Raw genomic sequence first — 14,770 nt, forward strand, 5'->3', positions numbered from 1 at the left:
AGGTTGCTATGAAAATTGCTCAGGAAATTTTATATGGTACACCCGGTGCAGAATGGAAGCTGGAGGATGTCGCGGCCATTTCACCACAGCTGGTGCTGGTATTTGCCTCAATTACACATTTCGAAAATCCGGATTTTTTCCCTCGCTTACGACTTTGTCTGCCGCATGCCCAATTGCTGGGATGTTCGACTGCCGGTGAGATTTCTACGCAGGGCGTGAGTGCACAAAGTGTCGTCGTGACTGGCATACATTTCGATAACACGCAGTTTCAGATCGTTACCGCCAACTTGCCTGACATGGAGCACAGTGCGCAAGCCGGACGCGCTTTGGCTACGCAATTGAGTAAAGAGGGCTTGCGCGCCGTCAGCGTATTTGGTCAAGGCGTAGGCATCAATGGCAGTGCACTGATCGATGGCATCGTGGCAGAGTTGGGGCAGGAGTTGCCTGTCACTGGTGGTCTGGCGGGTGATAATGGCAGTTTTTCTCGCACCTATACCTTGGGTCCTGCCGGTGTTTCTGACGCGCAGATTGTGGCGCTCGGTCTGTATGGCGATAGCCTGACTTTCACGCATGGCAGTTATGGGGGCTGGCGTCCGTTTGGGCCGGTGCGCAAGGTAACGCGTTGCGAAGACAATATACTGTACGAACTAGACGGCGCGCCCGCGCTCGACATCTATAAAAAATATCTGGGTGACTATGCTGCAGACTTACCCGGGTCAGGTTTGTTATTTCCATTTGAAATGCTGACCCATCTGCGCGAGTCTATGGGGCAGATACGTACCATACTCGGCATCAATGAGCAGGATGGTAGTCTGATATTGGCAGGTTCTATTAATCCCGATGGTTATTTGCGCCTCATGCATGCACAAACCAATGAATTGGTGGATGGGGCAGAAACTGCTGCCAGCGCGGCTTTGCCCAAAGATGCATTGCAATCCGGTCAGGCGCTGGCGATGCTGGTCAGTTGCGTAGGCAGAAAACTGGTGATGGGCGGCCGGGTGGATGAGGAAGTGGAAGTCGTGCAGGACTTGATGGGGCAGCACACAGTGATATGCGGCTTTTATTCCAATGGCGAGATTTGTCCTGGCTATCAATTGCAAGTATGCAGCCTGCATAATCAGACCATGACCATCAGCTATATGGCTGAGCGCATGTGATGGCGCATAAGCTCTCCCAGCGTCAGTATAAACGCTTGCTTGGCATTGCAGAGGAAGCGCAGTTTCAACAGCTGCTGCAAGAGTTTGAAGTGCTTGCGACATCGGCTGATTGTCCGGCTTTGGCTGGGCGCGCATTGCAAGGAATGCGGCATTTTTTTACGCAGGTAGATGAAGCCTATGTACAGTCGGATCGTGATCTGGAGCTGGGTAAGCGCAGTCTGGAGCTGAGCTCGCAGGAACTGGGTCAGGCCAATGAAACTTTAAGAGCTGATGCGGATCAGCGCCGCCAATTGTTGAGCGCCTTGCGCCAGACCGCCAATGAGGCGCTGGGTCAGCTTGGCCGGCAACTCAGCGATGATGATGCGAGTCTGGAAGGTTTATCGCAACAATTGTCTATCCTGGTGAATGAACTGCTGACCACCCGCAATGAATTGCAGGAAGCGATGGCCGACCTGGGCAAGCAGCAATTCGCACTGGATCAGCATGCGATCGTCAGCATTACCGATGCCAAAGGCACGCTGATTTATGCCAACGAAAAATTTTGTACTATCAGTCAATACAGTTCGCAGGAGCTGATGGGAAAAAACCACCGTATCGTGAATTCTGGCCTGCATAGCAAAGAGTTCTTTCAAGCGATGTGGGCTACGATTTTGTCTGGCAAAGTCTGGCACGGTCAAATCAGGAATATCGCGAAAGATGGTAGTTTTTACTGGACCAACGCAACTATCGTTCCTCTGCTGGATGAGGATCAGCGACCCTATCAGTTTATCTCTATCCGTACTGATATAACGGAAGAGTTTGCGCTGCGCGAAAAGATAGAGTCGAGTCAGGCCTTATTGCAGAATGTGATGAACACGCTGGGTGAGGGCGTTTATACCGTCGATGCGGAGGGTATCTGTACTTTCATTAATCCTGAAGCTGAGAAGTTACTTGGCTGGCAGCTTGATGAAATTATGGGACAGAAATTGCATAAGCTGCTGCATCCAGAGTTACCTGTGGATGGAACCGTGATGGACATTTCTGAGCAAATACGTTTGTATATCGCTGCAGGAAAAGCCTTCCGTTCCGACCTGACTTTTTTGCGGCATAAAACAGGTAAGAGCTTTCCTGCTGCGATTGTGGTTTCACCGATTTTTGAAGAGGGCAAAATAGTCGGCGCTGTCGGCGCTTTCCAGAATATATCGGCACGTCTCGCAACTGATCAGGCTTTGCGCGAAAGCGAGATGAAGCAACGTATGTTGCTGGACAATGCGGCCGATGCCGTATTCGTTGCGGGTGCCGATGAGAAGTGTACTTACGCCAATGACCTGGTACTGACTTTACTTGGTTATCGACGTGAGGAATTGATAGGCAGTTCAATTCACGATCTGTTTTTGGATGAGCGCGCCGATCCCTCGGAGCTGAGGTTTATGTGTCAGCTCATGCAAAGTCAGCGTTTGCGGGCAGAAGTTCGGCTGGTGACTAAAGATGGCAGTACCGTGCCAGTGGAGCTGAACGCGGCTCTGCTGCCGGATGGGAGCATTTACTGTTCTTGCCGCGACATCACCGAGCGCCTGGAATTCGAATCAGCACTGATCAAGGCCAAGGAAGGTGCGGAAGCGGCCAATAAAGCCAAGAGCCAGTTTCTCGCGACCATGAGTCATGAAATTCGTACTCCTATGAATGGCATCATAGGGATGACCGAGCTGGCACTGGATACGCCCTTGCAGCCACAGCAGCGCGAATACCTGGAATTGGTGAAGCTGTCTTCCGACGCTTTGCTGGCTATCATTAACGATATATTAGATTTTTCCAAAATCGAATCCGAAAAGATTATTTTGGAAAAAATCGACTTCCCTGTCCGTGATCTGCTTGCCTCATCGCTCAAGGCGCTGGCGGTCAAGGCCAATGAGAAAAAACTGGAACTGGTGTATCAGATAGACCCCGGCATTCCTGAGATACTGATTGGTGATCCGGGGCGGATACGGCAGATTATTACTAATCTGGTGGGCAATGCCATCAAATTCAGTGAGGCCGGGGAGGTGGTGCTGGAAGTCCGCCTGGTCGCTAGCCATACCAGTAAGGTCGACATATTTTTTGCCGTCAGGGATCACGGCATTGGTATTCCGTATGATAAACAAGCCAGTATTTTTCAGGCTTTCAGTCAGGCGGATGCCTCGACTACGCGCAAATATGGCGGTACCGGTTTAGGCTTGACGATTTCCTCGCGGCTGGTACAACGCATGCATGGCAAACTGGAAGTGCTCAGCGAACCTGGTCAGGGCAGCAGCTTCTTTTTCACGCTGAGTCTGGGTGTGGGTAATAGCATAGAAACGACAGCGGCACCAGCCAGTCTGCATGGCCTGCGCGTTTTAGTCGTCGATGACAATGCCATCAACCGGCATTTTTTTGAAGATACGCTGATTGCCTGGGGTATGTTGCCTCAGTCTGTGGAATGCGCAGTAGAGGCGCTGCGGCAACTGACTGTCGCCAAGGAAAAGCAGCATCCTTTTGATCTGATTTTGCTTGATATCTGTATGCCTGAGACTGGTGGCTTTGAGCTGGCAGAGCGCCTGCGTCAGGCGGATGGCTGTTATGAGCAAAAAATTATCATGCTCTCTTCTGCCGGTGCGTATGAACATGCTTGCCGTTGCCGCGAGGTAGGCATACACGACTATGTGAGTAAACCGGTCAGCCAGTCTGAACTATTCGATGCGGTAGCTGCTGTGATGGCTGGCATAGACCGGCATGTCTTGCCTCTGCCATCGGCACCGGTGCCTGGTATCAGGCCGTTGCAGCCATTGCGGATACTGGTCGTGGAGGATAACTCGGTCAACCAAAAGCTGGTGATTTCGCTGTTGGAGAAGTGGGGGCATAGCAGCACCATCGCTGAAAATGGATTGATGGCCATAGACCAGATTTCGCACCAGCATTTTGATCTGGTATTGATGGACATGCAAATGCCCTTGATGGGTGGGGTGGAGGCAACGATGTATATACGCCAGCTGGAGCGTGATGCGAAACGGTCTGCCCGTATCCCTATCATCGCCATGACGGCGAATGCCATGCCAGGTGATTGGGAAAAATGCCTGGAAGCCGGTATGGATCACTACTTAAGCAAACCGATCAAAGCAGCTTCGCTCAAAGAACTGCTCGATCAATATCAATTACAAGTATTTCAAGGGGCAAAGATGACGATTCCCGACCTGAGGTCTGATACTCAACCCGCTGTTGCGCTTGCAGATGAATGGTCTGACTTTGATTATCAAGCGGCATTGCTGCGTGCTGATAGTGAAATTGTGCAGATTATTGCCAATTCTTTTTTGCAGACTTGCCAGCAGCATGTAGAGGAAATGCGTACAGCAATTGCGACTCAGGATGCGGAGCTATTGCACAGAGCCGCCCATACCTTGAAAGGATTGGTCGCAAATTTCTGCGCCGAACCGACCGAGAATATCGCTTATGCACTGGAGCAAAAAGGCAAACAGGCCGATTTTAGTCAGACGCCTGAGCTGTTTCGTCAGTTTGTGAGCGAACTGGAAAAAATGAATCAGGCTTTACGTCATTTTATCGCTGACTTTCCGCCTGAATAAAGGAAGGTTTAGTTCAGTCAGGATTCATCACAAGATCAGCTGACTGATGAGCAGACCACCCAGCATCAACCAACACCAGATACTGCCTGCCAGCAGCAATGGTTTCCAGCCGGCTTTGCGCAAACTGGCGAGGCGAGTGCTGAATCCGAGTGCGAACATGGCGGCAGACAGCAGTACCTGGTCCAGCTGCGCAAACAGCTGACGTACAGCAGGGGGTACGCTCAGCAAGGATTGCAGTACGATCACGAGCACAAATAAAACGGCAAACCAGGGGATGCTGATATTGGCCAGACGCAGGCGCCAGTTCGCATTATCAGCTGCGGCAGCTTGCCGGACTGGGCTGACCAGTAATGCCAGCACACACAGTACCGGTGCAAGCAACATGACCCGCATCATCTTGGTCACGATGGCGACATCGGCGATTTGCGACGTCATCGCCTTGCCCGCGACCACCACTTGGGCGACCTCGTGCAGCGTGGCACCGGTGTAGATGCCTATGCCAGCCGGGGACAGTCCGGACCAGCTCAGCAGCAGTTCCGATTGAAAGAATAAGGGATACAGCAGCATGCTGCAGGTGCCGAAGAACACTACGCCGGAAATCGCAATGCCTGTGTCTTCCTCCTTACTGCGCAACACCGGTGCCGCTGCCAGCACAGCCGCTGCACCACAAATGGCGCTGCCCGCACCGATCAGCAACGTGAGCTCACGTGGCAGCCGGAACACCCTGCGCCCCAGGAAAGCAGCCAGCCACAGCGTGCTGATCAGCATGACCAGATCGACCAGTAAGCCGGGAATGCCTACATTGCTAATGTCGCGCAGACTTAAGCGTAAGCCATACAGTACGATGCCAGCGCGCAGCAACTGCTGTTTGCTGAATTGCAGACCGGTGTCCCAGTAAGGGGCGCGGCTGGCAGCCAACGGCAAATTACCCAATATTAAGCCCAGCAATATCGCCAGTGTCAGGCTGCCCAGTCCCCAGCTTTGTAATAGCGCGTTCTGCGCCAGTGTCAGGCTAAGACCAGCCATCAGCACGCTCAGCAACAGGCCGCTGGCATGGTTTTGTATCATTTTTCGCATATCAAGTTCCAAAAACGAGGAGTTTGGTTCACAAACATCATATAGAAAACGATAAAATTAATAAAACAAATTAATTTGCTTTTATTAAGCTGGAAAAGAGGTTGATAATGCGTTTAAGCCTGCGTCAGTTACAGGTATTTCTAGGAATTGCAGAAACGGGTACGACCAGTGCCGCTGGACAGAAAATTGCTCTGTCACAATCTGCCACCAGTGCTGCTTTAAACGAATTGGAAGCTGCCTTGCAGGTACAATTGTTTGATCGGGTCGGCAAGGGGCTGCTGTTGAATGAAAACGGCAGGTTGCTATTGCCCCAGGCGCATCTGGTACTGGATGCGGTGCGCTCGATGGAGGCGCAGTTTGCACGGCCCGACGCTGCCTGGCAGGGCTTGCGTATCGCGGCCAGTACCACTATCGGGAATTATTACTTACCTGATTTGTTCGCTCATTTGCAATCTACCGTGGCAGCCAGCAAGACATCTGGCTTGCCATCGCTGTTCATTGGAAATACCAGCGATGTGGTGCAACGCATAGAGAATTACGAAGCAGATATAGGTTTTATTGAAGGGGATTGTCATCAGGCTGGTATCGTGGTTGAGCCTTGGCTGCAGGAGCAATTGATCGTAGTCTGCCATCCGCAACACGCACTGGCACAAGCTGCCGGGCGGCGCTGCTCGGTATCTGACTTACAGAAAGAAGCCTGGTTACTGCGTGAAGCCGGTTCCGGCACGCGTGAAACGGTGGAGCAGTATTTGTCACAGCAGTTGCAATCTTTCCGCTGTACCGGTGAGTTGGGGAATTCTGAGGCGATCAAGTATGCCGTGGCGGCTGGTCTGGGATTGAGTTGCCTGTCGGTGGCGGTGGTGCAGGAGTTGCTGGCGGCTGGGCGCTTAATCCAATTACATCCCGAATTCGCGCCCTGTGAGCGGCGTTTTTCGCTGATTTACCATGCCCATAAGTCGGCTTCGGCTCAGCTTGGGCATTTTCTGCGGCTGGTGCGTGGCTGGTCATCCGGCTTGCAGACTGCGACACCAGGCGAAGCCGGTGCCGCAAACTGAACCAGCTTAGATTGCTTGTGTCGCCTGACGCAGCCAGTCGCTGGCAGCGCCAGAGACGTGTGGTGACAGACGCTGCCACACTTGCTGGTGGTACTGATTGAGCCATTGCAGCTCTTCATGGTTCAGCAATTGTGGCAGGATGCAGCGTACATCTATCGGGCACAGAGTCAGGGTTTCAAATTGCAGGAAATCCCCGAATTCATTGGCCTCTGCCGCGACATTCAACAACAGATTTTCTATGCGTACACCCCATTTTCCTGGCCGGTAAATGCCAGGCTCATTCGAGGTGATCATGCCTTCCTGCATCGCCATATGTGGCTCAGGCATGGCGCCGGAAATGCTTTGCGGACCTTCGTGCACATTCAGGAAATAACCGACGCCATGGCCGGTGCCGTGACCGAAATTGATATTCTCAGCCCACAGCGGCGCACGTGCCAGGCTGTCCAGCATAGGCGACAGCGTGCCGCGCGGGAAGTGCGCGCGCGACAGATTGATCATACCTTTCAGTACCAGCGTGAAATCGCGCTTCTGTGCCTCGGACACGTTGCCTATCGCTACCACACGCGTGATATCGGTGGTGCCGTTCAGGTATTGGCCGCCAGAGTCGATCAGCAGCAAGCCATCACCCTGAATGGTCGCATGTGAAGCCGGCGTGGCACGGTAGTGTGGCATCGCGCCATTGGCATTGAAACCAGCGATAGTACCGAAGCTAGGTGAAATAAAATGTGGCTGACGTGCGCGCGCAGCGCAAATCTGCTCATCAATGGTGAATTCAGTAACTATTTCCTGATTCGCCAGTGCCTGTTCCAGCCAGCTGAAAAATTCGCACAGCGCAGCGCCGTCTTGTTCCATTGCTTCGCGTACGAACTGCGCTTCAGCCACTGTTTTGCGTGATTTGCTGAACACTGAAGGGTTGATGGCTTCGATCACGCTGCAGTGGGTCGCTATCGCCTGACGGAAGCCAAAGGTAATGCGGCGCGGATCGATCAGTACGCGGCTGCCTGCGGGCAACTGGTTTAAGGCGCCGGCAGCTTCTGCATAGTCGCGCAGGTAGATGTGCTCTGCGCGCAGTTGCTCTGCTAAATCTGAGGGAACTTTGCCGGGTGCGATAAACAGCTGTACCTGGTCCTGGCTGATCAGGGCATGTGCTACAAATACCGGGTTGTAACTGACATCGGCACCGCGCAGATTCAGTATCCAGGCCAGATCATCGACGGTAGACACGAAATGCTGGTCGGCACCCAGCTTATGCATATCTGCGCGCAGTTGCGCCAGTTTGTCAGTGCGGCTGACCGGTGCAAACGGTGGCTGATGTTCAAATACAGCCGCGTCCGGTAAGCCTGGCCGCGCAGTCCAGACTTGTTCCAGTAAATCTGTATCAGTTTTCAGCGTGATGCCTTGCGCCGCCAGGCTGTGCTGCAAGTGGCGAGCGGTGGATAAGGCCAGCACCATGCCGTCGGCCGCCACTATCTGACCTGTTGTCAAATGTTGTGCCAGCCAGTCTATATGCAGGGTCGCGGCCGCAGACATAGTTTTCATCATGCTGATGCCGCTGCCTGCTAACTCCTGCTCGGCCTGACTCCAGTAGCGGCTGTCTACCCATAGTCCGGCAAAATCACGGGTGACCACCAGATTTCCGACCGAACCGGTGAAGCCGGAAAAAAAGCTGCGGCCTTGCCAGCGGTCTGGCAGGTATTCAGATAAATGGGGATCAGCAGAAGGGATCAGGCAGGCGTCGATTTGCTGCTGTTGCATCGTCAGGCGCAGCGCCTGCAAGCGTTCAGGAATAGTGTTCATCGGCATAGCTGGTTGGCATCAGAGTGAGGAAATTGCTGCGGCTGAGTGGCTACTACAATGCGCTCAGTTTCATAAAAAACGCCGCATCACATTAGGTTTAGGTTCGTTTGGATTGGCATGCGCATAGTCAAGTTCCGGTGCCAGCTCGAACTCATAAGCCGCATACAAATCGAGTAATCTGGGCTGATCGGTGCGCACGCCTAGTCGCAGTTCTTCCACGCCTGCGGTTTGCGCCGCCAGGATGACGGCTTCAAGCAAATGTTGTGACAGGGTCTGGCCACGGAAGGCTGGCAACACGCCCATGCGACGCATTTCCCAGATGCCAGCATCCATATCCACCGGCAGCCAGCGTACTGAGCCTGCCGGTTCATCGTTGATATACAGGATAAAGCCGCCACCCTGCAATAACTCGTGCTGAACCTGTTCAGTTGCTTCGCGGTGCCCACTCGACGTAGGCGCCACTTTATCAGCCCAGCAACTCCGGGTCAGATGCGCAATCAGTTGCGCATCGTCCGGACTGGCTTCACGTATCACCAGTTCCATATAGATCAGCCAACCCGCATACCAGGCTGTGCACCTGGCCACGGCTCCAGTATGTACAAACCAGGATTATTCTTTTCATCCGCGGCAGAGGCGGCAAGCACCATGCCTTCGGACATACCAAATTTCATTTTACGTGGTGCCAGGTTCGCAACCATCACAGTCAGCTTACCGATCAGCTGTTCTGGCTGATAAGCGGATTTGATACCGGAAAACACATTGCGCGTGCGGCCTTCACCGACATCCAGCGTTAAGCGCAGCAATTTGTCGGAACCTTCCACATGTTCACAATTGACGATTTTCGCGATCCGTAAATCGATCTTGGCGAAATCAGCAATGTTGATTTCTGCTGCAACCGGTTCGATGTCGCTCGCTGCGCCTGTTGCAGCTGTGACAGCTGCAGTCGTCGTTGCGGCTTCTGTAGTTGCAGCGGTTGCAGCAGGGGCAGCAGATGCGGTTGGTGCATCAAACAACTGGTCAAAAATCTTAGGATCGACACGTTGCATCAAATGCGTATACGGATGGATAGTATGCAGATGTGGCAGCGGTGTCGCGACATCTGACCATTGCAGTGCTGCGATGTTTAACTGGGCTTCAACCTGGCTTGCCAGTTGTGGCAAGACCGGTTTCAGGAAGATGGTCAGGATGCGGAAAGCTTCTAACAGACGGCTGCAGACTTCCTGCAGTTTGGCATCGTTTTCCGGCTTCTTCGCTAATTCCCAAGGCTTATTGGCATCGACATAGGCGTTCACCAGATCAGCCTGTTCCATGGCCAGGCGCAGTGCTTTGCCGTATTCGCGGGCTTCAAACAAGGCTTGAATCTCAGGCGCAGCTGTGCGCAGGTTGCCCAGGAAGGCATCATCCGCCGTCGCCCAGTCGGTGCTGATGACGCCGTTGAAGCGTTTGGTAATGAAGCCAGCAGCGCGTGACGCGATGTTGATGTATTTGCCGATCAGGTCAGAATTCACCCGTGCGACAAAATCTTCCGGGTTCATATCCAGATCTTCCACTTTGGCGTTCAGTTTGGCCGCAAAGTAGTAGCGCAGCCATTCCGGATTCATGCCTATGTCCAGATAGCGCAAAGGTGAAATGCCGGTGCCACGCGACTTAGACATTTTTTCACCGGATACCGTGACAAAGCCGTGTGCATACACATTGTCCGGTGTTTTGTAGCCGGAGAATTTCAGCATCGCTGGCCAGAACAGGGTGTGGAAATAGGTGATGTCCTTGCCGATAAAATGGATTTGTTCGGTGCTGGGATCCGCCATGAAGGCATCGAAATCACGTCCGGTTTTGCTGAAATAATTTTTCAGTGAGGCCAGATAGCCCACTGGTGCATCCAGCCATACATAGAAGTACTTGCCCGGCTGATCCGGAATTTCAATCCCAAAATACGGCGCATCGCGGCTGATGTCCCAGTCGCCCAGTCCATCTTCGCCTTCCAGCCATTCACGGCATTTGTTCGCCACTTCGGATTGCAGGCGATTATCTTGCAAGGCCCAGTTGCGCAGGAAATCTACGCATTGTTGGTCAGATAATTTGAAGAAGAAGTGTTCTGAGGATTTCATCACCGGTGTCGCGCCGGTCAGCACGGAATATGGATTCACGACTTCAGTCGGTGCGTAGACTGCACTGCAAACTTCGCAGGAATCGCCATATTGATCCTTGGCGCCGCATTTAGGGCATTCGCCTTTGATATAGCGGTCCGGCAGGAACATGTTTTTTACCGGATCATAAAATTGTTCTATGGTTTTACTGGTGATGAAGCCGGCGGCTTTCAATTTACGGTAAATATCCTGAGACAGCGCATGATTTTCTTCGCCATCGGTCGAGTGCCAGTTGTCAAACTGAATATGAAAACCATCCAGATATTGCTTACGGCCTGCCGCAATACCGGCTACGAAAGCCTGAGGCGTGAGGCCTGCTTTTTCTGCTGCAATCATGATCGGTGCGCCATGCGCGTCGTCGGCGCCGACGAAATGCACTTCGTTACCCGACATTCGCTGATGGCGTACCCAGATATCAGCCTGGATGTATTCCATGATGTGACCGAGGTGGAAAGGCGCGTTAGCGTAGGGGAGGGCGGTAGTAACGAACAGCTTACGGGTCATGTTGATGCACTTTTGAATGTAAGGAACAAGGGCAATATTCTAACAGCGAATAGCAGGCTTTTTTCGCACAGGCAAAGAATTAGGCGCTGCTGCTGTTGATATTTAATTGTCGCTTTTGCTGCGGCGAATTGAAAACCAGCTCAGCCATGATGGCCAAGGCGCGCACGAGATGGGACGAAAACAACAGCTGTTTTGCCTGGGGCTGGAAAATCCCTGATAATGCCTGACCACAATTTCCCTATGGAAATTATTTATCATCATTTTTGAAGTTGCTGCTGATAGCAATATCGCATATTGCAACAACATTAATTTCTGGTTTGGCTGATCAGCGCACATGGCGCAATTGCTCAAACCAGTGCTTCATTATTTTGCCCGCTCATGAAAAAAATCTTGTTTTTATTACTCTTTATCCTGTCCAGTCTGGCTTTGTCAGTACAGGCGCAGTCTGCGGAGGGGAAGCGGGTTTTACTGTTGAGTCCGGATATGGGTTCCAGCGCTTCATTGCAGGAATTTTACGGTGCCTTAAAGACTGCATTGCGTAAATCAGGGCCGCACACGATTTTTCATGAAAATCTGGATATCTCTCAGTTTCCGCAGGAAACGTATAAGCAAAACCTGAGTAAATGGCTCAAAGAGAAATACCGCACGCAGAATCCGGACATGATCCTGGTGTTTGGTCAGCAGTCACTGCGTTTTTTACTGCAGCATGAAAAAAATCTGTGGCCTGGTACACCGGTGGTGTTTGCGCTGACCAGTGATATTGATGTGGTACAGATGAATTTGCCGCCTAATTTTACCGGCAAGGTATTGCGGGCAAATTTTTCGAATGTAGTCAGTGTCGCCAAAGCCTTGTTTCCTGATGCGCAGCAACTGGTTTTGATCGGCAATGCGCCCGGCCCTGAAACTAATAAAACCTTCCTGCCTTCGCGTTTGAGTGGCATGGCCGACAATCTGAATGTACAGGATATGCGTGGACAGCCCGTAGAGACTGTGAAGGAGGTGCTAAGCAATTTGTCACCGGATGCTGTGGTGTATCAAGGTTTGCTGGGTGCGGATATTGCGACCGGTCGCTCATCTGGCAATGAGCTTCTGGCGCAGGTAATCGCTACATCCATGCGTCCGGTGCTGGTGGATGATCCGGCAGTGTTGGGGACCGGGCCATTGGCAGCACTGAGTTTCGCATTTGTTGAGCAAGGCCGGGAAACCGCTGAGCTGGCCTTGTCTATTCTGGCAGGTAAGCCCTTGCGGCAAGAGATACTCAGCTCAGGATTCACGCCGCTGCTCGATAAAAATCAAGTGCTGCGCTGGCAGGTCAAACCTGAGCAATATCCAACTGGCAGTGAGCTGCGCTTTTATACACCCACAGTGTGGGAGGCCTATCGCTGGCAACTCATCTTTACCTTTGCTTTGGTACTGGTTTTACTGATCGCGGTCCTTGCATTGGTCATAGAACGGCGCTTACATGCGCACGCAGTCGATGCCTCGCGTCAGGTCCTGGGTCAGATTACCCAAATGAACCGCAAGATGACGGCCTCTATCTACAATGAAGCCATCGGTCATGAACTGATGCAGCCGCTGGCAGCGATCCTGAGTAATGTGGAGGCTGCGCAGATATTTCTGAAGCGTGAGCCGCCTACGCTCGATCTGGTGCAGGAAACACTGCAGAATATCCGGCGCGATAATTTGCGCGCAGATGAGCTGATTAAAAACATGCAGGGTCTGCTGACTAAATCGGATACCGAACTGGTGCCGGTAGAAGTTAACTGGCTGGTGCGTAAAGTGCTGCATTTCTTATCGATAGAAGCCAAAGTGCGACGCATCAGTATCAAAGAAAAACTAGGCGCAGATGGCATGATCGTCTCGCTCAATATCGTGCAGATGCAACAGGTGCTGGTCAACCTGCTGCTCAATAGCATGGACGCGATAGACCGCAAAAAAGGACGTGAACGCAGTATCACAGTTGAGACCATGTTGTATGGGACCGATCACGTCAGGATTTCCATTCTGGATAGCGGTACCGGCTTTGATGAGGGGGTGGAACGGGTATTTGAATCGTTTTTCACTACTAAGCCTGAAGGCGTAGGTTTGGGGTTATGGATCAGCGCTTCTATTGTGCAGGCGCATGGCGGCCATATCTGGGCTGAGAACCGCTTAAACGGTGGCATCATGCGCTTCAAATTGCCACTGATCAGGAGCGAATAATGCAGACCAGCTTACCGCCTATCGTACATGTGGTAGACGATGATTCCTCAGTGCGTTCCGCGCTGGGGATATTGTTGCAGGCTTGCGGCTTTCGCGTATCTACCTACGAATCGGGGGCCCATTTTTTTCAGGCAGATTTGCCTGCAGAAGTCAGTTGTATTTTGCTGGATGTGAATATGCCCGGTCTGAGCGGCCTGGAAGTACAGGAATTCCTGAATAAGCGGCAATGCCCGGTTCCGGTTATTTTTCTGACTGCCTATGGTGATATATCCATGAGTGTGCGCGCCATTAAGGCGGGTGCCGAAGATTTCTTGAGTAAGCCGGTGCAAAAAGAAGACTTGCTGAAAGCAGTCAATGCCGCCCATCAGCGGTATGAGGAAGCACATCAGTCCAGGGTGCAGCTGGAAGATCTGCGCTATCGCTATTCTTTACTCACTGAACGCGAACTCGAAGTATTTCATCTGGTCGTGCGCGGCAAGCTCAATAAGCAGATCGCCTATGAACTCGGAAATTCGGAGCGCACGATCAAGGCGCAGCGTAGCAGCGTGATGGAAAAAATGCAGGTAGAGACCCTGGCAGAGCTGGTGTTGCGCGCAACCCAGCTGGGGGTCTTTGATCAGGGTAAATCCTGAGCAGCGAACTTCTCAAAGTCAGCCTGGTTAGAGCTGTAGTTTCAAATAAATATTCCTGATTTTGCACCAAAGTACGATAGACCGGCTTGTTCAGGCTCCCTACACTGGCGCCTTTCAGCTTGCTGAGCCTCCCCGGATAGTCTTGTCTATGCTGTATTACAGGTATTTATGTTGAATCCATCTGAGCTTATTCATGTCAATCTCATTGGCAGCGATGATTATGAACGCGCAGTGTTAGGCCTGGTGCTGGGTGCCAGAGATTACCGTGTGCGTAGTTTCTGCAGCCTGGATGAATTGGCTTTGCCGCGGCACGAGCCAGGCGGCACATGCGCTTTGCTGGCTCTGAGCCGGCGCGAAGTGGAGTCTGAAGCGATGCTGCAAGGAATCAGACAGTTAAGCTTACATTTGCCCGTACTGCTGTTGATTGATCAGACATCCCATGCTCAGCTTGCTGCTGCAGTGGTCTCTGATCATGTTTCTTTGTTGGTTCGACCAGTCCAGAAAGACGTGCTGTTACGTTCCATACAGCATGCGATACGCTCCTGGCTGGAGTCTGAAATCGCCTGAGCTTTACTTTGCTTGCTGAGTTGAAAATTATATAATCATTAAAAATATATTATATAAACA

Annotated in this window: 10 protein-coding genes; 6 read left to right on the top strand and 4 right to left on the bottom strand. The window is 52.1% G+C overall.

Translation table 11 applies throughout. The features are described 5' to 3' along the window. The first annotated feature begins 8 nt into the window (after positions 1–8). Entirely contained in the window at positions 9–1,157 is a 1,149-nt protein-coding gene (locus EYB48_RS10315) for an FIST signal transduction protein (RefSeq protein ID WP_162020245.1), read from the top strand. Beyond that, positions 1,157–4,729: a PAS domain S-box protein gene (locus tag EYB48_RS10320; RefSeq protein ID WP_162020246.1), complete on the top strand. Its 3,573-nt coding sequence runs from the start codon at positions 1,157–1,159 to the stop codon at positions 4,727–4,729. The genes EYB48_RS10315 and EYB48_RS10320 overlap by 1 nt, the downstream gene beginning before the upstream one ends. Positions 4,730–4,756: 27 nt before the next feature. Here the strand turns inward: EYB48_RS10320 and EYB48_RS10325 are convergent, their stop codons facing one another. Beyond that, complete coding sequence (locus EYB48_RS10325; RefSeq protein WP_162020247.1) at positions 4,757–5,806, bottom strand: YeiH family protein; 1,050 nt, start codon at positions 5,804–5,806, stop codon at positions 4,757–4,759. 107 nt (positions 5,807–5,913) lie between these two features. Between EYB48_RS10325 and EYB48_RS10330 the strand changes: the two genes are divergently transcribed. After that, positions 5,914–6,861, top strand: coding sequence for a LysR family transcriptional regulator (locus EYB48_RS10330; RefSeq protein WP_162020248.1), 948 nt, complete (start codon positions 5,914–5,916; stop codon positions 6,859–6,861). Positions 6,862–6,867: 6 nt separating this feature from the next. On the opposite strand, the gene EYB48_RS10335 is transcribed toward EYB48_RS10330, so the two are convergent. From EYB48_RS10335 to metG, 3 genes are all read right to left on the bottom strand, one after another. Further along, a complete protein-coding gene (locus EYB48_RS10335; RefSeq protein ID WP_162020249.1) occupies positions 6,868–8,658 on the bottom strand; it encodes an aminopeptidase P family protein in 1,791 nt (596 codons plus the stop codon). 69 nt (positions 8,659–8,727) lie between these two features. Continuing rightward, positions 8,728–9,201: a GNAT family N-acetyltransferase gene (locus tag EYB48_RS10340; protein WP_162020333.1), complete on the bottom strand. Its 474-nt coding sequence runs from the start codon at positions 9,199–9,201 to the stop codon at positions 8,728–8,730. A gap of 5 nt (positions 9,202–9,206) precedes the next feature. Beyond that, complete coding sequence (gene metG / locus EYB48_RS10345) at positions 9,207–11,309, bottom strand: methionine--tRNA ligase (RefSeq protein WP_162020250.1); 2,103 nt, start codon at positions 11,307–11,309, stop codon at positions 9,207–9,209. Positions 11,310–11,699: 390 nt separating this feature from the next. Between metG and EYB48_RS10350 the strand changes: the two genes are divergently transcribed. From EYB48_RS10350 to EYB48_RS10360, 3 genes are all read left to right on the top strand, one after another. Then, complete coding sequence (locus tag EYB48_RS10350) at positions 11,700–13,511, top strand: sensor histidine kinase (RefSeq protein WP_162020251.1); 1,812 nt, start codon at positions 11,700–11,702, stop codon at positions 13,509–13,511. Next, complete coding sequence (locus EYB48_RS10355) at positions 13,511–14,143, top strand: response regulator transcription factor (protein ID WP_162020252.1); 633 nt, start codon at positions 13,511–13,513, stop codon at positions 14,141–14,143. The genes EYB48_RS10350 and EYB48_RS10355 overlap by 1 nt, the downstream gene beginning before the upstream one ends. A 168-nt stretch (positions 14,144–14,311) precedes the next feature. Continuing rightward, a complete protein-coding gene (locus EYB48_RS10360; RefSeq protein WP_162020253.1) occupies positions 14,312–14,710 on the top strand; it encodes a hypothetical protein in 399 nt (132 codons plus the stop codon). Positions 14,711–14,770: the final 60 nt, after the last annotated feature.

The sequence above is a fragment of the Cognatundibacterium crateris genome, assembly GCF_010078235.1.
Taxonomy (GTDB): Bacteria; Pseudomonadota; Gammaproteobacteria; order Burkholderiales; family Burkholderiaceae_D; genus Undibacterium; species Undibacterium crateris.